This window comes from Specibacter sp. NPDC078692 (assembly GCF_040686835.1).
GTDB lineage: Bacteria > Actinomycetota > Actinomycetes > Actinomycetales > Micrococcaceae > Specibacter.
Genome location: NZ_JBFBLV010000025.1, coordinates 42,006 through 60,398, shown reverse-complemented (window position 1 = coordinate 60,398; position 18,393 = coordinate 42,006). Strand labels below are relative to the sequence as shown.

General features: G+C 62.6%; 14 protein-coding genes, 1 tRNA gene and 1 other RNA gene. 7 read left to right on the top strand and 9 right to left on the bottom strand.

Annotated features, from left to right (window positions below; translation table 11 throughout):
* Positions 1-166: 166 nt before the first annotated feature.
* Positions 167-254, bottom strand: a tRNA-Ser gene (locus tag AB0O97_RS15650).
* A 300-nt stretch (positions 255-554) separates the two neighbouring features.
* The gene (locus AB0O97_RS15645) at positions 555-767 is read right to left on the bottom strand and encodes a hypothetical protein (protein WP_363883880.1); all 213 of its coding nucleotides are present in this window, start codon (positions 765-767) and stop codon (positions 555-557) included.
* Positions 768-951: 184 nt separating this feature from the next.
* Between AB0O97_RS15645 and ffs the strand changes: the two genes are divergently transcribed.
* The 3 genes from ffs to recR all read left to right on the top strand — a co-directional run bounded on the left by ffs (position 952) and on the right by recR (position 5,142).
* Positions 952-1,047: signal recognition particle sRNA small type (gene ffs, locus AB0O97_RS15640), an RNA gene on the top strand.
* Between the two features lie 71 nt (positions 1,048-1,118).
* On the top strand, positions 1,119-4,493 hold the full coding sequence (locus tag AB0O97_RS15635) for a DNA polymerase III subunit gamma and tau (RefSeq protein ID WP_363883879.1): 3,375 nt from the start codon (positions 1,119-1,121) through the stop codon (positions 4,491-4,493).
* Positions 4,494-4,542: 49 nt separating this feature from the next.
* Positions 4,543-5,142, top strand: coding sequence for a recombination mediator RecR (gene recR / locus AB0O97_RS15630; protein WP_253597688.1), 600 nt, complete (start codon positions 4,543-4,545; stop codon positions 5,140-5,142).
* 72 nt (positions 5,143-5,214) lie between these two features.
* Here the strand turns inward: recR and AB0O97_RS15625 are convergent, their stop codons facing one another.
* A complete protein-coding gene (locus tag AB0O97_RS15625) occupies positions 5,215-6,054 on the bottom strand; it encodes a helix-turn-helix transcriptional regulator (protein WP_363842656.1) in 840 nt (279 codons plus the stop codon).
* Positions 6,055-6,152: 98 nt separating this feature from the next.
* Here AB0O97_RS15625 and ilvD point away from each other — a divergent pair, with 98 nt between their 5' ends.
* On the top strand, positions 6,153-8,048 hold the full coding sequence (gene ilvD / locus AB0O97_RS15620) for a dihydroxy-acid dehydratase (RefSeq protein ID WP_363842654.1): 1,896 nt from the start codon (positions 6,153-6,155) through the stop codon (positions 8,046-8,048).
* 190 nt (positions 8,049-8,238) lie between these two features.
* Here the strand turns inward: ilvD and AB0O97_RS15615 are convergent, their stop codons facing one another.
* Complete coding sequence (locus AB0O97_RS15615; RefSeq protein WP_363883877.1) at positions 8,239-9,444, bottom strand: ABC transporter permease; 1,206 nt, start codon at positions 9,442-9,444, stop codon at positions 8,239-8,241.
* Positions 9,441-10,430, bottom strand: coding sequence for an ABC transporter ATP-binding protein (locus AB0O97_RS15610; RefSeq protein WP_363883875.1), 990 nt, complete (start codon positions 10,428-10,430; stop codon positions 9,441-9,443). Before AB0O97_RS15610 ends, AB0O97_RS15615 begins: the two co-directional genes overlap by 4 nt.
* 362 nt (positions 10,431-10,792) lie before the next feature.
* On the opposite strand from AB0O97_RS15610, the gene AB0O97_RS15605 reads away from it, so the two are divergent.
* Entirely contained in the window at positions 10,793-12,079 is a 1,287-nt protein-coding gene (locus tag AB0O97_RS15605; protein WP_363883873.1) for an aspartate kinase, read from the top strand.
* Positions 12,080-12,213: 134 nt separating this feature from the next.
* Here AB0O97_RS15605 and AB0O97_RS15600 read toward each other — a convergent pair whose 3' ends face one another.
* Together AB0O97_RS15600 and AB0O97_RS15595 are read right to left on the bottom strand one after the other, a co-directional pair.
* On the bottom strand, positions 12,214-12,519 hold the full coding sequence (locus AB0O97_RS15600) for a hypothetical protein (RefSeq protein ID WP_363883872.1): 306 nt from the start codon (positions 12,517-12,519) through the stop codon (positions 12,214-12,216).
* A gap of 21 nt (positions 12,520-12,540) precedes the next feature.
* A complete protein-coding gene (locus AB0O97_RS15595) occupies positions 12,541-12,765 on the bottom strand; it encodes a hypothetical protein (protein ID WP_363883870.1) in 225 nt (74 codons plus the stop codon).
* 135 nt (positions 12,766-12,900) lie between these two features.
* Here AB0O97_RS15595 and AB0O97_RS15590 point away from each other — a divergent pair, with 135 nt between their 5' ends.
* Positions 12,901-13,431 (top strand): MarR family transcriptional regulator, encoded by a 531-nt coding sequence (locus AB0O97_RS15590; protein ID WP_363883868.1) that lies wholly within the window; start codon positions 12,901-12,903, stop codon positions 13,429-13,431.
* Between the two features lie 4 nt (positions 13,432-13,435).
* Positions 13,436-14,347: a 3-methyladenine DNA glycosylase gene (locus AB0O97_RS15585; protein WP_363883866.1), complete on the top strand. Its 912-nt coding sequence runs from the start codon at positions 13,436-13,438 to the stop codon at positions 14,345-14,347.
* A gap of 3 nt (positions 14,348-14,350) precedes the next feature.
* On the opposite strand, the gene AB0O97_RS15580 is transcribed toward AB0O97_RS15585, so the two are convergent.
* Both AB0O97_RS15580 and AB0O97_RS15575 read right to left on the bottom strand, forming a co-directional pair.
* The gene (locus AB0O97_RS15580; protein ID WP_363883864.1) at positions 14,351-15,331 is read right to left on the bottom strand and encodes a GDSL-type esterase/lipase family protein; all 981 of its coding nucleotides are present in this window, start codon (positions 15,329-15,331) and stop codon (positions 14,351-14,353) included.
* 111 nt (positions 15,332-15,442) lie between these two features.
* Positions 15,443-18,145, bottom strand: coding sequence for an exo-alpha-sialidase (locus tag AB0O97_RS15575; RefSeq protein WP_363883863.1), 2,703 nt, complete (start codon positions 18,143-18,145; stop codon positions 15,443-15,445).
* Positions 18,146-18,393 lie beyond the last annotated feature (248 nt).

The window sequence follows — 18,393 nt, the reverse complement described above, 5'->3', positions numbered from 1 at the left end:
CTTCAGCTACCAAGACGGCAACGGAATTCAACAAGGATGGGGCGGAAGAAGCCACTGACACGCCCGGGCTGTACACACATTTTGGCCGCTAACCCGCTAACCACTAACCCGCTAACCAGAAGTTAACGAGAAAAGGCCCGGAATCTCAATGATTCCGGACCTTTCTTGGCGGAGGATGGGGGATTTGAACCCCCGAGGGCGTTAACCCAACACGCGTTCCAGGCGTGCGCCATAGGCCGCTAGGCGAATCCTCCAGCTTGCTGTGCAAAACACGGCAGGTTCAAGAGTACCTGACAAAGTGCCCAAGTCACGAATCGAGGACTCCCACCCTCGAACTAGGGCAGCCGTGATGGCTATTTTGGGCACCTTCGAGGGCAGATTGAGCCCACTAAAGTTCCAGATACACCCTTGACGCCCACCATCTAGCCCGACCATGGCTCACCGCCGTGTTGTTACTCACAGCCCGGGGCATGCCCGCCTGCGCTATGACCGCTGTGGCTGCGGGGGCACTCGAACTGCAGTGCCACGCCGTACTGACCAGGAGGCTGCGTTGATCAGTGGCCTGCGCGCATTGCCAAAGCCGCAGTAACGAAACCGCACGCAGCAAAGGTCACTGCCATGACAATCAAGAAGAATTGTTGGCCAGAGTGGCGATGCGTGCGCTGTGAGGTGTTGGTGGAGAAAACTTCACTGCGCATCAGCACCATGAGTCCTGTCCCGATGGCTAGCACCCAGAAAATCCATTCAAAGAATCCGTAGCTCAACATGGCTAACTTCTCCTCGGCAGCCCGGGCAACGCGGGGCGAAAACGTTGCGGGGCCTGCACGGCAATGGTTTTGCGCCCCTATGTGGCGAACGTACCACCGCCGGCACAAAATTGATATGGCCCGCTTGAGTGCTGCATGACTACTGCCGGATTCGCACGCACCGCCGCTGTCGGGTAAGCTGATTCCCGGCCCCTCATGTGGCGTCACCCTGTGAACTCCCCCAGGACCGGAAGGTAGCAAGGGTAAGCGGGCTCTGGCGGGTGCATGGGGGGTCTTTATTTATCCCCAGATGCCCCAATTATGCGCGCATCGTGCGGCAATTTGTCAGGCGGATTAGATAGGGTTTCAACTGTGAGCGCACCAACAGCCCTGTATCGCCGGTACCGTCCCGATTCATTCGCTACCGTAATCGGCCAAGAACATGTCACAGCCCCCCTTATGGCTGCGCTGGACAAGAACCGCGTCAACCACGCCTATCTCTTCTCTGGCCCCCGCGGTTGCGGTAAAACCACCTCGGCACGCATCCTGGCCCGGTGCCTGAACTGCGCCAAGGGCCCCACCTCGCACCCCTGCGGTGAGTGCGATAGCTGCGTTGAACTGGCCCGCGGCGGTGCCGGTTCTTTGGACGTCATTGAGATTGATGCTGCCAGCCACGGTGGTGTTGACGATGCCCGCGATCTTCGCGAACGTGCCACCTTTGCCCCCATCCGTGACCAGTACAAAATCTTCATCATCGATGAGGCCCATATGGTCACCTCGGCTGGGTTCAACGCTTTGCTGAAAATCGTTGAAGAGCCTCCGGAGCACATCAAGTTCATCTTTGCCACCACCGAACCTGACAAGGTCATCGGCACCATCCGTTCCCGGACACACCATTACCCCTTCCGACTAGTGCCTCCGGAGCCACTCATGGCTTATTTGGCACAGTTGTGTGAACAAGAGAACGTGGCCGTTGCCCCGGGCGTACTGTCGTTGGTGGTCCGTGCCGGAGGCGGCTCCGTGCGTGATTCGCTCTCAGTTCTTGACCAGCTCATGGCCGGCGCGAACGCCACGGGTCTGGATTATGATCTGGCCGTGGACCTGCTCGGCTACACCCACTCTTCACTTCTGGACGACGTCGTGGAATCCTTGGCGGCCAGTGACTCAGGCACAGTTTTCAAATCGATTGACCGAGTCATCCAGACCGGCCATGATCCTCGCCGCTTCGTGGAAGATCTGCTCGAGCGCTTCCGCGATCTGATCATCGTCCAAGCCATGCCGGAAAGTGCCCACGCAATCCTGCGCGGCGTCCCGGAAGAACTGATCGCTCGCATGCAGACCCAGGCCGCCCAGCTGGGTGCCGCCGAACTCTCCCGCGCTGCCGACGTGACCAACGCCGCCTTTAACGAGATGACAGGTGCGACCTCTCCACGCCTGCATCTGGAATTGCTCGGCGCCCGGCTTCTGTTGCCGGGGGCTGACTCCTCCACTCGCGGCATGGCGACTCGACTGGACCAACTAGAACGTCGACTCAACTACTCAGAGACACCGGTGGCGGTCCCCTCAACCGAGCTCCCCGCGGCTGCACCTCAGCAGGGAAATCCCGCACAAAATTTCCCCGTCCCCAGTTCCGCGCCGGCCTCATACGAGTCCGCTACCGGCATCTCCGCCAGCGACCCATCCGAAAGTGCTGGCGGTGGACTGGCAGCTGTCCGGGCACAATTGGCTCGAGCCAAGGAAGCCGCTGGTGCCGAAGTGGCAGCCCGGCAGACCTCAGGCACCAGCCCTGCAGGAGTTCAGGCCCCCGAATCTTCGGATCAGCCGGCACCTACAGAACCTTCAGAACAACTGGCCGCCGCAACGCCACCGGCACAGCCGGCACCCTCGGTGCCAGCCGCGCCACAGCCTCGTCAGCAGACCCACCCCAGTGACTCAGGGCAGCCGCAGCAGACCGCACGTCCGGCCCGCACTTGGGATGATCTGCCTACCCCCAGTGGCAACGTGGACTTTATGAGCCAGCCACAGGACAACCCGGCGGTTGCAACTCCGGCTCAGAACCAGCCGTCCCACCCCTCCCAGTTCCAGCCAGAACAGCACCAGCCGTCCCAGCTCGCACCAACGCAGTCAACACCTCCTGAAGCTGCCGTAAATGTCGGTGGCACTCCGCCTGCCGGGATGCCGACTCCCGGTGCGACGGCTGCCAGCCAATCTGCCGCTGGCCCCTCGGGTGCTGGCTCCTCAGGCGCTGGCTCCTCAGGCATTGAAGTCATCCGCCGCGCTTGGCCGGAGATCATCGGTGCACTGCGAAACATTCGCATGGCCTCGTGGGTCATCGTCAACCAGAATGTGGTGCCGCAAACCTTTGACGGTCAAGAACTGCGTGTGGGGCTTCCCTCCACCGGCCTCATTGCCGCTTTCAGTAACGGCGGGCACCTGGCGAACCTACAGCAGGCCATCAACGAGGTTCTTGGCCTGAACGTCCAGATCCTCCCCGTCGACGGCGAAGCCCCGAAGGCGAGCTCTGAACCAAACCCAAAAGTTCGAACTGGTAACCCTTCACCACAACGTGGAGGGCCTGGCAACACTGCCGCCCCGCAGCTAACGGACTCTCCTAGCCAAGGACATCCAGCCGCCCCAGTTGCCCACGATTCTTGGGGATTGCCGGTTGAGTCGGTTTCAGCGCCAACACCCAAGGCAGCGCAGGCTCCGGCACCTACGCCTGCGCGACGGGAAGCGGACGCCACTTCACCATCTGCTGCGAACTCCCCTGCATCACCTGCGTCGACTGCATCTGCGGCAACCACCGCACGCACCGTCTCCGCCGTCGAGGAAACTGCTCCTTGGGATGGGCCGCCGGAACCCAGTGATCAGTGGGATGAACCGTACCCGGATTTCGTTCCACCGGCAGATCTCTACGAGTCGGTCGCTTCTTATCCTCAGGAAGATTCATATCCGTCCAACGATGCTGCTCCGCCCACCGGTTCGGTAGCTCCCGCAGCAGCCCCTGCGTATTCTCCGCCTAAAATTTCACCCATTGCTGCGTGGACTACGGGCTGGGATTCCCCGGCTGTGGAAGCGCCTGTTGCTGCCCCGGCCGCACCCGAAACACCTCGCCGCAGCGAGCTACTCGCCCAGCAAGCTGCCCAGCAGGCCGCCCAGCCATCTACGGCAGATGCCCCTCAGGACTGGGGAGTTTCGTTGGGTCAGACCCGGCGATCCGATGTGGCTGATCCCGGTTGGGGTGACGTTTCTGCCGCACCCGACTGGGCTCAGCCGGCCACGGCAGATTCGGGAACTGTAGATTCCGGAATCGCAGGACCAGTCACCGCTGATTCAGGCGCGACCAGTTCCATCGCCTCGCACCCCACCTCTCGTGTAGCCGAGCCCGCAACACCTGCGGCAAGCCCCGAATTCACCCCGGCACCGGCCAGCAACCTCGTGGAAGCGCCAGGTCACCAAAGCCCGGGCGATGCCTCGGTGACGGCTCCTGCCCAGGAGGATCCGGCGTCGAACGTGTCAGGCGGCGGGGAAAAGCTGAGCATGTATCAGCGCCTGGCCAACAGCCCGGCGGCTCAGGCAGCGCGCGTCCAGACACCGGCGGCCGCGGCCAACGCCCCGTACGTGGAGGACGTCCCCAGCCCGGACGATGTCACCATTGAGGAATCCGGTGTGGTGGGACAAGCCGCCGTCGAGCGTATTCTTGGCGGAGTACTCATCGAGGAACGCCCGCTCAATAATTCACATTGAGCGAGCCCCATCACCATTTCGAAATAACCAGCAATAGACAAGAGGCAGTGTGTACGAGGGAGCAGTTCAGGAGCTCATTGACGAGTTGGGGCGCCTGCCCGGGATCGGCCCGAAATCGGCTCAGCGGCTCGCCTTCCACATCCTTGAAGCGGATCTGGACGATATGAAGCGTCTGGTCAGTGCCATCACCACTGTCAAGGAACGCGTCAAGTTCTGCACGGTCTGCTTCAACGTCACGGAGGCGGAACTGTGCAATATCTGCCGCGATGAACGCCGTGACCCCACCATCATTTGCGTGGTCGAGGAGTCCAAGGATGTGCTGGCAGTGGAGCGCACCCGCGCCTTCCGCGGCCGCTATCACGTGCTGGGCGGCTCCATTAATCCGATCGCCGGGATTGGCCCCGACCAGTTGCGTATCCGCGAACTGCTCACACGTCTCAACGATGCTCAGATCCAAGAGATCATCATCGCCACCGACCCCAACCTGGAAGGCGAAGCCACCGCAACGTACCTGTCACGCATGCTGAAAACTCTGGGCATTGCCGTGACGCGCCTGGCGTCAGGCCTACCGGTGGGTGGCGACTTGGAATACGCCGACGAGGTTACCCTGGGCCGCGCCTTCGAAGGCCGCCGCAACGCGCTGACGTAAAGCGTTCTGGCCCTACCGGCCCTACCGACCCCCGAAAACCTCTACTGCCCCGCGAGGATGCAGGGGACGTGATCAGATTTCGTGGTCAGCGGCCGCGAGCTGCGCCAGACGCTCGCGCGTGGGCGTCCCCGTCGTGGGCACGTACATGACGAAGTGCAGATTCGGGACGTCGGCAGGCACCAGCCGTTGCTGCTCAAACGTCAGCTCCCCCACGTGCGGATGAAAAAACACACGCTGCCGTGAGGAAAAGTTCAGCACCACGTGTTCAGCCCAGATGCTGGCGAACTCCACACTGGCCGCTTGCAGCTTCTGAACCAGCGCCGTGTGGGACGCGGAGCCCAGCCGGGAACCGGACTCCGCGCGGAATTCCGCCACAAAGTTCCGTGAGGTGATGTCCCAGTCAGGCAACATTTGCCGCAGTGCAGGGTCGGTAAAGACCAACCACAGCAGATTTCTTTCGGCCGGGGCCACCTCGGCAATGCGCGAATACAGGGCCTGGTAGGCGGCATTCCAGCCCGCAATCCCCCAGTCCGGCGACACTGCGAATGCTGGGAAATCCACGGCATCGAGCAGTGCTTGCAGGTGCGCCGGGACGGATTCAATGGCTGCCGTCCCGGACAGAGAAACCGCTCCGTGTCCACCCAACGCCAGCACATACGACTGTTCGGCCGCGCTGAGCCGCATCACCCGACCAATGGATTCAAGTACCTGACGCGAGGCGTTGATGTCCCGGCCCTGTTCCAGCCACGTGTACCAGGTGACACTGACGGCGGCGAAGGCAGCAATCTCCTCGCGGCGCAGTCCCATGATCCGGCTGCGTCCAATAGGCGGCAAACCGTGTTCCGCCCGAAGTAGCCCAGCGCGGCGGTCACGGAGAAACTGGCCCAGCTCACGGCGTCGTTCTTCATTCATTTCACCAAATCTAGCACTGCCACTACTAGTATTAGCGCCGTCCGCGCAGAGCACCCCGAATGCGGGTTAAGCGCCAGGATTGCTGGTTAACTATGTTTATGCCCACATTACGTTCACGCACAGTCACCCACGGCCGCAACATGGCCGGCGCCCGCGCCCTCATGATGGCCTCCGGCGTTGCCCAGGCCGACATCGGCAAGCCGATCGTCGCCGTCGCCAACTCCTTCACCGAGTTCGTGCCCGGCCACACCCACCTTGCCCCCGTGGGCCGGATCGTCTCCGACGCGATCCACAAGGCCGGCGCCATCGCCCGTGAGTTCAACACCATCGCCGTGGACGACGGCATCGCCATGGGCCACGGCGGCATGCTCTACTCGCTGCCCTCGCGCGATTTGATCGCCGACTCCGTCGAGTACATGGTGAACGCGCACTGCGCCGACGTGCTGGTCTGCATCTCCAACTGCGACAAGATCACCCCCGGCATGCTCATGGCAGCGCTGCGACTGAACATCCCCACCGTGTTTGTCTCCGGCGGGCCCATGGAAGCCGGCCGGGTGACCATGACCGACGGCTCCATCCGCTCCCTGGATCTGGTGAACGCCATCTCCGACGCCGTGGACGACTCGGTCTCGGACGCGGACATTGACCTCATCGAGGCCAACGCGTGCCCCACCTGCGGCTCCTGCTCCGGCATGTTCACCGCCAACTCGATGAACTGCCTGACCGAGGCCATCGGCCTGTCACTGCCGGGCAACGGTTCGCTGCTCGCCACGCACACCGCCCGCAAGGAACTGTACGAGCGTGCTGGCGCCACCGCCGTCGAGATCGCCAAGCGCTACTACGAGGACGACGACGAATCGGTGCTGCCGCGCTCGATCGCCAGCTTCGAGGCGTTCGATAACGCCATGGCTCTGGACATTGCCATGGGCGGCTCCACCAACACGATCCTGCACTTGCTCGCCGCAGCGCAGGAAGCCGGGCTGAAGTACGATCTCGAGGACATTGACGCGAAGTCGCGCCAGGTGCCGTGCCTGGCCAAGGTCGCCCCGAACGTTGCAGGCGAGAAGACCTTCTACATGGAGGATGTGCACCGCGCCGGCGGCATCCCCGCCCTGTTGGGCGAGCTGAACCGCGGCGGACTGCTGCACACAAACGTGAAGTCCGTCCACTCCGAGGGCCTCACCGATTGGCTGGATGACTGGGACATTCGCGGCGGCAAGGCCACCGATGAAGCCCAGGCACTTTGGACCGCAGCCCCGGGCGGTCAGCGTTCCTCCACCGCGTTCTCGCAGTCAGCCGAGTGGACTTCACTGGACACCGACGCCGCTGAAGGCTGCCTGCGCGATGTTGAGCACGCCTTCTCCAAGGACGGCGGCCTGGCCGTGCTGCGCGGCAACATCGCGATCGACGGCGCCGTGGTCAAGACGGCCGGCGTGGACGAATCCATCTGGACGTTCGAAGGCCCGGCCGTGGTCTGCGAATCTCAGGACGAAGCCGTTGAGAAGATCCTGTCCAAGGTGGTCAAGGCCGGCGACGTGGTTGTCATCCGCTACGAAGGTCCCCGCGGCGGCCCCGGCATGCAGGAAATGCTCTACCCCACGTCCTTCCTGAAGGGCTTGAAGCTGGGCAAGGTCTGCGCACTGATCACCGATGGCCGCTTCTCCGGCGGCACCTCGGGCCTGTCGATTGGCCACGTCTCCCCCGAGGCTGCGGCCGGCGGCACCATCGCCCTGGTCAAGAACGGGGACCGCATCCGCATCGACATCCCCAACCGCTCCATGGAACTGCTGGTAGACGAGGCTGAGCTCGATGCGCGCCGTGACCTGCTCGAATCGACCACCGGCTACCAGCCTGTGGGCCGCGAGAGGGAAGTCTCCGCCGCTTTGAAGGCCTACGCCGCCATGGCCACGAGCGCCGACAAGGGCGCCATCCGCCAGGTCCCGGCGGACGTAGTCCTGATGAAGGCGCCGCGGACCCAGGTTCCTGTGGCGTAGTCCGCACCGCCCGGTCCCCGTCCGGCCGTATTTCCGGACCTGGTGCAATAAATGCGCCCGCCCCCCATTATTGCGCCCCGTCTACCGGGCGCAATAATGGGGGGCGGGCGCATTTTTCGATGGGTGGCCGCAGCCGGACGCCGCAGCCGGACGCCGTCGCCCTTCGTCCTTCGTCCTTCGAGGCAGAGGTTCAGGCGACGCGCGTCCCCCTCGGCAGCTTGCCGGCCGGGGTGCGCAGGGAGCGCCAGCCAAGGGCCAGGATGCCGGCTGCCACCAGCAATTGCAGGCCCAATCCCAACGGCCAGAGTGGCACCTGCTGTTCGAACTCCGACGCCGTGACCTTGCCTCCCGCGCACTGATACGTTGCATCCGGCCCCGCCTGCGCGTAGCGGGCTCCCTGACTGATGGTCTCAAACACGCCGTTCAAACCGTAGGGCTGCTCCTGAGTTGTCCGCGCCGGGTAGGGAATGGCGTCGGCCACCACCACGAACGGGTTCATGGCCAGCAGCCAAGCGACCCGTTCCGTCCACGTGGCCCGCTGTTCCTGCAACGGTCCGTAGCAGGCGTATTCGTCATTTTCGTCCGTGATGTCATCAGGAAGCGGCACCGGCGGATAAATTTCTGTGTCTTGCCCCGGGTTCTCCTCGTCCGAGTACATCTCCATGCCCTTATAGAAAACCTGGTTGGCCTGCACCGTGCCGTTGCTGACGGCAGCGCCCAGGCCAAAGGCAATCAGAGTGCCAAAGACCAGGGCTGCCACGGTCAGGTAGGTGACCACAATGGAAAAGAGCGGCCGGTTGGCCAACGCCGAAATGCCAACGCCCAGGGCACACACCACGCCCAGTTCGAGGGCCAGCATGAGCAGGGCAACCAGAATGTAGCCGGCACCCAGACCGCCTTGGGCGATGCCGAAAATCAGGAACGGGACGCTCACCACCAGGAACGCCAGGCTGACAACCCAGGAAGCGAGGAACTTCCCCCACAGGAGCTGGCCGGGCCGCAGCAACGTCACCTGCATGATGGCCAAGGTTCCGGCGGAACGGTCGCCGCTGATCGCGTTGGCCGAGAAGGCGGGAGCCACCAGCAGCCCGAACAGCAATACAAAGGCACACACCGCTTCGAAAATCAGCGGCCCCGGGCCCACCCTGCCAAACCCGGGGTCAAAGGCGTAGCCGGACTGCGCCTTCCAGCTGATCCAGGTCAAGGCCGTCACCAGCCAGATCAGCGCAAACCAGATGCCCAGCATGATGTACCAGCCACGCGATCGCAGGCGCTGGCGCAGTTCCATGCCCACCACCGCCGCCACACCTGATGTGTAGCGGCCCATCCGGCCGGGGCCGGGCGCCGGCGCCCCGGCGGAAGCCTGCGGGGCCGGAGGATTCTGCACAGTTGTCATGACTGCTCCACCTTCATGCTCATGTAAGTCTCTTCCAAGGCGCCGACGGCCGGGGCAAAGGAACACACATCCACGCCGGCAGTCACCAGGTCGCGCAGCAGCGCCACCGCCTGGTCCTCGCGCTCAACAGCAACGCTCACGGAGGCCCGGCGGCCCGGCCCGTCTGTAAAAGGCACGCCCAAGGCGGCCAGTGCGGAGGCCAGGGCGGCCGGGTCGAGCGCCGCGATGGCGTAGCGCCGGCCCTGCCCGGAGGCCTGCTCCACGGATTGAGCCAGCACCGTTCGGCCCTGGTTGACGAATACCGCGCCGTCGGCAATCTCATCGAGTTCTGCCAGCACGTGTGAGGAGACCACCACCACCCTGCCCTCGGCGGCCAGCCGCCGCAGGATTCTGCGCAATGCCACGCGCGATCCCGGATCCAGCCCCGACGCGGGTTCGTCCAGGAGCAGCACTTCCGGATCGTGGATCAGCGCACGCGCCAGGCTCAGCCGCTGCTGCTGCCCCCTGGAGAGTACACGCGCCTTTTGATCGGCCAGCGAGGAGAGGTTGACCAACTCCAGCAGCGCCTCCACCCGGCCCGGCACCCTTGCCTTGGGCAGGTGGTACAACTTGGCCATCGTGGTGAGAATTTCCCGGGCCGTCAGGGCCTCCCACACCCCCAGGGTGTCCGGCATCCAGCCGATCTTGGCCCGCGCCGCGGCCGGATCCCTGACCGGGTCGATCCCCATAATGCTGATGCTTCCGGCATCCGGGGCCAGCAACGACGCCAGCATGAGCAACAAGGTGGTTTTGCCAGCCCCATTGGGACCAATGAGGGCTGTGACCTGCCCGGCCGGAGCGTGCAGTGTCATATCCACGACGGCGTTCACCGCACCAAAGCTGCGGGACAGCCCGGTGGCGGACAGCCCACGGAAACCCTCCGGAATGTGCGGCATCGGTGAAGGCGCGGATGGCCCTCCGGGCGGTGGTGGCTGGTCCTCGGTCATCGTTACCTCCCTATAGGCCCCAATTGAGATCGTGGCCCCAGCATAGGGTGCGCCGGGCACCTGAGTCATCATCCCGCAGCCGGACATTGCAAGTGGTCCGCGGCAAACCCTCCGCGCGTTCATGGCAGCTTCACCGCACCCTGGCCGCGCCTTCACCCCGACTTGGCCATAGTGCGGCCCGTAATGGACCAACATGTGGACACTTCAATTCCACGTTGGCACCCTGCCGCGCTAAACTTGGTCAACTGCCTTCCGCGCTGATGATGCCGCACTGGCCCAGCGCGAGTCGCGGCCCGGCGTGAGCGGCAGCGATATTTTTTCTCTCCTAGTGTTGCGTTAGGTAAGTCAATGAGTGTGCATCCATGAGCCTGATTGTTCAAAAGTACGGCGGTTCCTCCGTATCCGACGCCGCAGGCATTCTCCGTGTAGCCCGCAGGATTGTCAGCACCCAGGCAGCCGGCCATGAGGTCGTCGTCGTCGTTTCTGCCATGGGCGACACCACCGATGAGCTACTAGATCTGGCCGCACAGGTCTCCGAGCATCCTCCGGCCCGCGAACTGGACATGCTCATGACCGCCGGTGAGCGAATTTCCATGGCGCTGCTGGCCATGGGCATCAGCGCCCAAGGTGGTGTGGCCCAGTCCTTCACAGGCAGCCAGGCTGGCATGATCACTGACGGTATTCATGGCAAGGCACGCATCATTGATGTGGACCCGCACCGTGTCCGTACCGCCCTGGACAAGGGCAAGGTGGCCATTGTGGCCGGTTTCCAGGGCATGAGCCGCACCACCCACGAGATCACCACCATGGGCCGCGGCGGCTCCGACACCACCGCCGTTGCTCTGGCTGCGGCCCTGAACGCGGATGTCTGCGAAATCTACACCGACGTCGACGGCGTTTACACCGCGGATCCGCGCGTGGTCCCCAGCGCCCAGAAAATCAGCAAGATCTCCAGCGAAGAAATGCTGGAAATGGCAGCTTCGGGTGCCAAGATTCTGCACCTGCGCTGCGTGGAGTACGCCCGCCGCTTTGGCCTGCCCATCCACGTGCGGTCATCCTTTAGCGACAATGAGGGTACCTGGGTCCTTCCCAGCCCCAACGACAAAATCAAAATCTCAGAGGGAGTTGCCTTGGAGCAGCCAATCATCTCCGGCGTGGCCCACGACCGGTCCGAAGGCAAAGTCACCGTTGTTGGCGTGCCGGACATCCCCGGCAAGGCCGCCATGATCTTCGGCATCATCGCCGGCGCACACACCAACATCGACATGATCGTGCAGAACATCTCCACCAAGGGTTCTGGCAAGACGGACATCTCCTTCACCCTGCCCATGGTTGAGGGCGAGGACGCGCTGGCCGCACTGCGCGCCCGCCAGGAAGACGTTGGCTTCGAGGACCTGATCTACGATGACCAGATCGGCAAGCTTTCCCTGATTGGTGCCGGCATGCGCTCCAACCCGGGCGTTTCCTACCGCTTCTTCAAGGCCCTGTCCGACGCCGGCGTGAACATCGATCTGATCTCCACCTCCGAGATCCGCATTTCGGTAGTGACCCGCGCGGACCTGCTGGACGTTGCTGTTCGCGCAGTACATCAGGCCTTTGGCCTGGACACTGACGTTGAAGCAACCGTGTACGGCGGCACCGGCCGCTAATCCCCACTCACCGGCCCAGCAAATCGCTGACGCGATTTCCTGGGAACCTCGTGAGCGTGGGCCCAAAACTACGGGCGTACACACTAAAAAGCTGACCCGCAGAATTTCTGCGGGTCAGCTTTTTTGTAGCGGGGCTAGTGTTCCCCGGCTGGTTCTTCATCCTTGCGGACTGCGTAATGGTGGCCGTCTGAATCGGTCCGCTCTTCAAAATGGGACAGTTGCTCATCGCTGCTGTCTTCGAAGTCATCATGGCGATGCACCACAGGAGAATCCATATCGCCCTGATCGGCAGGGCCGAAAACGGTCTGGAACTTCTCGGTTGCATGCATTAATTTATCTACGAACTTCTCACCGCTCGTCATCATCAACACCCCCTCTCCACAGGAAAACCTTGTGTGGGTGACCTTCCCCAGTTTACGCCGGAAGGCCGCCAAAGGCACGGGATGTTTTGTGAAGATACGCTAGCGAAGCGACTGGTCGTTGGGGTCCTTGGGTACCAGGTACGTGCTGCCATCGGCCCTGGTGACGGTGACGAAAGCTTGGCTCGCCGCTTGTTGGCTCGTCAAAAGAGCCTTATTTTCCGGGGTCATCTCGTGATCCAGCGGGCTGCTGCTGGCTGGGCCCAGGATGTAGCGCAGCCGTCCGGTAAAGCGCATCAACCGTTGGGCTGGATTCATCTTCGACATGGCTGCAATCCTCGTGGGCAAGGGCGGAAAACCCGGGTGATCATGACAATAGTATCCATAGTACAGTGATAGTTAGTGCACTAACTAATTGGCGCTACCTGCCCGCCAAGTATCTGAAACAAAGGAAGCAACTTCATGACTGCCGCTGAGAACGATCTGCTGCTGGAGCGCCAATTGTGCTTTGGCCTCAGCGTCGCTGCACGGAGCGTCATTGCTGCCTATAAACCTGTCCTGGCCGATCTTCAGCTGACCCATCCGCAATATTTGGTGATGCTGGCCTTATGGGAACAGTCTCCGCGCCGCGTCAAAGATATTGGCAGCGCCCTCCTGTTGGAATCGGCCACCCTCTCCCCGCTGCTCAAGCGCCTCGAGGCTCTGGGCTACCTCACGCGCACCAAGGACAGCGCCGATGAGCGCGCCTTGGCGATTGATCTCACCGCTGCCGGTGCCGCCCTGCGCGAAAAGGCGTTGAAAGTGCCTGGAACCATGATGGCCAGGCTCGGCCTCGATCGCGAGGGTGCCATGGCCCTGCACCACAGCATGATGATCTTGATCGATGCCGCCACTCACACAGATGACATGCACGTGGACGACGCCGGGACCTCACCATCCGCCGTCACCTCCCCGTCTGCGGATCTGGCTTCTGTGGGCATAGCGGATAATTGAGCGCATGACCTCTGCCCTACTCTCCCTCACCGAGGACGCTTGGCAAGGCCGCGCCACTGCGCACCGGAACCGCGTTGAGCGGTACGCCGCCCCATATTTGGCCCGCAGATCTGCCGGCCAAAAGCATCCCGTGGAGGACTTTCTCTTCACGTATTACACACAAAAGCCTGGTCAGCTGTCCCGTTGGCACCCGGGACCGGGCGTGATTCTGACCGGGGCCGCGGCAGCCGAGCGCTTGGGCTGGAAATTCTACCGGGCGGCGACTCCCGCCGAATTGTCGGCGAGCGAGGCACCTGATTCACGTTCCGGCGTCGCACTTGATCTGGAGGACTTTCTACTCCAGCGCAAGGAGGCTGTGGATTTTGCGCGGATCATCCTGGGCCGAACGGCAGCCAGGCCCGCACAATTTGGCTGCTTCGGGCTGCATGAATGGGCAATGGTGTACCAGCAGGAAGCCAACGAGGTGCGCCATGAATACCTCGAGCTGCGGCTAGGCTCGAGTGGCACGGATCAGGTCGTGGAGGACAACAGGATCCGCTGCACGCATTTCGATGCATACCGTTTTTATACTCCCCAAGCCTTGGGGCTCAATGAGTTGCGGCCCACGCGGGAGAACCAGCGCGATCTGGAGCAACCCGGTTGTCTGCACGCCAATATGGACCTCTACAAATGGGCGTACAAGCTGTCCCCCGCGCTGCCGAGTGAGCTCGTCATGGACTGTTTTGAGCTGTCGTGGCGGATCCGGGCCATGGACATGCAGGCCTCGCCGTACGACCTGGCGCAGTGGGGCTACCCGCCCATCCAGATCGAGACGCCTGCCGGCAAGGCGGATTATGTGGCCGCACAGCGGGCGTTCAGCGCGGAATCGGCGGTACTGCGGGAACGGCTGCGGGCGGCAGTGGACGCCCTCCCCTAGCGCTTAGGGAAGGAACGCCGCGAGCTGGGGAGCCAGCCGTTCTGCCATGAGCGCGTAGCCGGCGGTGTCGGGGTGCAGGGTGTCGGGCATACGCTCCGCCGCCTCCTGCGCCGTGAGCACCGTGGCGCCGTCAATGACATGCAAATTCGTATCCCCCTGCGCATGCATCACGGCAACAACCTGGGCCGTGGCTTGGCGGTAGTCGGCGAGTGTCCAGCCCACAGCATTGGCCTTGCCCTCTCGGGGCAGGGACAGAACGGGCGTGATGACCACCAGGGGCACTGTGGGGTGCGCGCGCCGGACCGTGTTGATGAATCCCGATAGTGCCGGGCCGTAGCTGCGCTCGTTAAAGACCGAGGCGTTGTAGCTGTTGATGCCAACGCAGAGGGAGATGAGATCGGCGGGAGTCTGGGCAATCGTATCGGCGGCCATGGGGTCAAGCTGGCACTCCCCCGCCAAGCCCAGGTTTGTCAGGCGCCAGCCATTTTCGCGTGCCACCAAGGAGGGCCAGGTTTGGGTGGGACCGTCGGCCTGTTGGCAGTGCGTGATGGAGCTGCCATAAGTGATCCACCGCGGACCATCTTCACCCGCGGTGGTGACGGATTCGCCGTCGAGCGTTGCTTGGTTAATAGTGAGGTCACCAAAGTGCGGCAACCACAGCTGAACCAGGGAATCGGGAGCGAGTCCTGTCAGCTCAACCACATGGCGGTGCGCGCCGATGGCGGGCAGGCGATGGGCGAGTTCCCCGTTTATCAGCACATCGTAGGGTTCGCAATCCTCGCCGCCGTGGCCCTCAAGCGTGAGCGTTCCGCCGTTGCTGCGCCAGGCCGCGCGAATGCCGGCAGTCATGGCCGCGCGATTGGCCAAGCCATCCGTAAAGGGTGGCACATAGCCGGTGGGATCGAGCCGCTGGAAGCTTTGAGCGCCGTCCTCGCTCTCGTGTATCGAGAACATTCCGGACCACTGAGCAGCAACTGAAGTCATGGTGCAATGATATCGATTTCCCCCTGTGCGCCGGTGATTAAGTGACGCTGGGCGGCTCCGCTATTACGCGGAACCGCCCAGCATTTTCTTCTACGTGAGGACTAGCTGCGCTTAGTGAGCAGGCGTCACGTGAAAGGTACCGAAGGACAGGAAATCGCCGTTCTTATCGGAGACGACCAGAGCGTCCTTGCCGTTCTTGGTGCCTTCCGGAACCGTAAAGGTCAGGGTTCCGTCGGCGTTCGCCAGGAACCAGCCAATGCGGGCACCATGTTGGTTCAGGTGAACGTAAACCCACTCGTTCGCCGGCAGACCCTTCATCGACACGCGCTCCCCGACGCTGTACTTGCCATCCTTCAGGCCCAGATCCACAGGGGCCTGGCCCTTAAGGTTTGCACGCTCTACCGACGGTTCAAATGTGGGCTCTGCGGGCACCGCGGGGGCGACCGGCAGGGTCACGGCGGCAAGGGATACAACAGCAGAGGCATCCTTCGCTCCGTTTGCCGCGGCGACCGTAACGGAATGTTCCGCAACTGCACCTGCAGTGAGTTCCGCCGTCGTCAATTCACGCGTCTGGGTGAACGAAACGCTTTCTCCAACAGCCAGCGTGGCGGGGTCGCCGCCCACGCCTGCAACACCCGTCAGGGTCACATTGCCGGAGTTGGCTGCCGTGACCGTGGTCGTCACGGTATCGCCGGCACCAGCAAGAGCATTGCCGTCAACGTCGTTCCAGAGGATTTCGGCGGTCGCCGAGAGCTTCGGCTGACGCGCTACGAGGTCTACTTCAGCGCCCTCGATCGTGTAGTTCACGGTCGTGGCACCGGTGGCCGAAACCGTCCAGGTGCTGGTGGGGACAAAGAAGCCCTGGGCAAGCTCGTCAGCGGTGACGATGTGCTTGGGAGTTGTGCAGTTGTAGCCGCCGCCAACGAGGAGTTCCCGGTAGCGGCAGTTACCCGCCCCATCCTCCGGGACGAAAGGCTTGAAGTTGCCGGAGGTGGGAACGGCAGCCGCTGTGACGTTGCTGAGGCTGTCAACGCGGAACTGATACGGAACGGCTTCGCCAACGGTGTAAGGCTTCGTGGCCAGATCCCGCTTGGTGTCATTGGTTGCTCCCGAGATTTGCAGGCCAACGATGTTCGCCGTTGCCCCGCCTGTGATGGTTGTGGGCACGATGGCCTGGATGGCGGTGTTGTTCACACTGACGGTCGCCGTCAGGTTGGTGGTTCCGGCACGCAAGAACGCGGGGATAGTCACCGGAACGGAGATCGTCTTGGACTCACCGTCGGCGATCGCGGGGATTTGGGCACTGCCAAATTCCCAGCCAGCCTTCGGCGTGAACGTTGCAACGGCGTTCGTCAAGGCCGAGCCACTGTCGTTGGTCACGGTGAGCTCGGCGTTGACGGTTGCACCATTGGCGCCTGTGAGCGGTTCGGCCGTGACGCTCGCACCACAGAACACGCCCAACCATGCAGCGTTGAACTTGGCGAAGTGAATATCGTTGCCGTCGCTCTCATAGAGCACAGCAAAGTTGCCGTCGCTGAGCGCAGTGGCGGTTGAGTAAGACATGTAGCTGCTCTTGAACTGCTTGCCGGCACTCCACGTGGTGCCGTCGTCACAGGAGTAGCGGATGGAGCCGTTTTCACGCGCCGTGGTGCTGTTGGCGTTGGAGAACAACAAGATCTTGGCCGCGGTGGAACCCTGAGCTGCGTCCGGGTACATGCGGGTAATCGAGGCGTTGTTGGTGGGGTCCAACAGCGTTGCGTCGTAGCGGACTGGGCCCCACGTCTGGCCACCATCCTTGGAGATCGCGACCTTGCGGCCCTTGCCGCCGGCGTTGTCGCGCGAGTTCAGCATGAGATCGCCACTGGAGAGTTCCACGACCTTGTTTTCATCCATCCGCTCGCCGACGTAGCCACCCTTGGTCCAGGTCTTGCCATGGTCGTCGGAGTAGACGCTGTACGCCTGAATGACCTCGGCGCCGGAAGCGTTGAGGACTCGTCCGGCGAACTGCTGAACCAAACGACCCTTGTGCGCGCCATATTTGAGCTGAATACCCTCGCCGGAGGAGGCGAACATGCCAACGACGCCGCCAACGTTATTGACGCCGTTGACCGTCTGGCCAACGGGCTTGACCACGTCTGTGACCAAGGGGCCGTCGAAGGCCGCGTACTTACTGTCAGCGGCGTAGTTCTGGGGCACAGGAAGTGTGGGGATGTTACTCGGGTCCGTGGACCAGGTCAGGCCGCGGTCGGTAGAGACGGAGACCTCGGTCCCGGTGACGTTTCGTACGGAGTCATCGGTGCCCAGAATGCTGCCCCAGAAACCTTGATTCTTGGAGTAGACGTGGAAATTAAAGACCGTGTCCGACTCTGCATCATAAACATAGCTAGGATCGCTGAAGCCATACAGCAGCTGCGTGGAGGAGCCAATTTGGCCGCGAGCAACAAAAGTGGGGGCGCCCCACGTTTTGCCGCCATCGACGCTGCGACGCTGGACGATCGAGTTCGGTGCAGGCGAATCCCCACCGTTGGGGCGGCCATCATAGGAGGCCAAGATGACTCCGCCACCGAGGTCAACCAAGGCCGGGATGCGGTAGCTTGGGGCCAGTGTGGAGCTAATCGCGTTGTCGCCGCGCACAGCCAGGGGCTGGTTTACGAAGGACGGCGCTTCGGTGACACTCGTCTCTGCGGCGGCAGGAGCCTGCTCCTGCGCAAAGGCCGGCCCCATCATTGTGGTCAGCAGACCGGCAGCCAAGGCTCCGGCCGTAATGGCAACTCGCCCGCGGTTGAGGCGGCGCGCTCTATCGGTGAACATCATTGCTTCCTTTCAGGTGGCCATGAATGGCCATCAAAGACGTACAAGCACTCCATGCATCCACCGACCACACCTGAAGGTCGGACATAGGATGACCCTCGTCACGCTACCGTGCTTTAGATCACAAGCGGAGTGATGCCTCAAATGTTTCTTCCCCGATTTCGAACAATGAGACCCGCGCCACGCAAATTCCAGAGTTTGCAATCACTGCGTAGAATGGAATGGCAAGCTCGCGGAGCGCTTTCCTTATT

Coding starts and splice junctions, on each gene's coding strand:
- AB0O97_RS15610 (WP_363883875.1), bottom strand. CDS start 10,430: ATGACCGAGGACCAGCCACCACCGCCCGGAGGGCCATCCGCGCCTTCA.
- AB0O97_RS15580 (WP_363883864.1), bottom strand. CDS start 15,331: ATGACTTCAGTTGCTGCTCAGTGGTCCGGAATGTTCTCGATACACGAG.
- AB0O97_RS15590 (WP_363883868.1), top strand. CDS start 12,901: ATGACTGCCGCTGAGAACGATCTGCTGCTGGAGCGCCAATTGTGCTTT.
- AB0O97_RS15645 (WP_363883880.1), bottom strand. CDS start 767: ATGTTGAGCTACGGATTCTTTGAATGGATTTTCTGGGTGCTAGCCATC.
- AB0O97_RS15615 (WP_363883877.1), bottom strand. CDS start 9,444: ATGACAACTGTGCAGAATCCTCCGGCCCCGCAGGCTTCCGCCGGGGCG.
- AB0O97_RS15625 (WP_363842656.1), bottom strand. CDS start 6,054: ATGAATGAAGAACGACGCCGTGAGCTGGGCCAGTTTCTCCGTGACCGC.
- AB0O97_RS15605 (WP_363883873.1), top strand. CDS start 10,793: ATGAGCCTGATTGTTCAAAAGTACGGCGGTTCCTCCGTATCCGACGCC.
- AB0O97_RS15595 (WP_363883870.1), bottom strand. CDS start 12,765: ATGTCGAAGATGAATCCAGCCCAACGGTTGATGCGCTTTACCGGACGG.
- AB0O97_RS15585 (WP_363883866.1), top strand. CDS start 13,436: ATGACCTCTGCCCTACTCTCCCTCACCGAGGACGCTTGGCAAGGCCGC.
- AB0O97_RS15575 (WP_363883863.1), bottom strand. CDS start 18,145: ATGATGTTCACCGATAGAGCGCGCCGCCTCAACCGCGGGCGAGTTGCC.
- ilvD (WP_363842654.1), top strand. CDS start 6,153: ATGCCCACATTACGTTCACGCACAGTCACCCACGGCCGCAACATGGCC.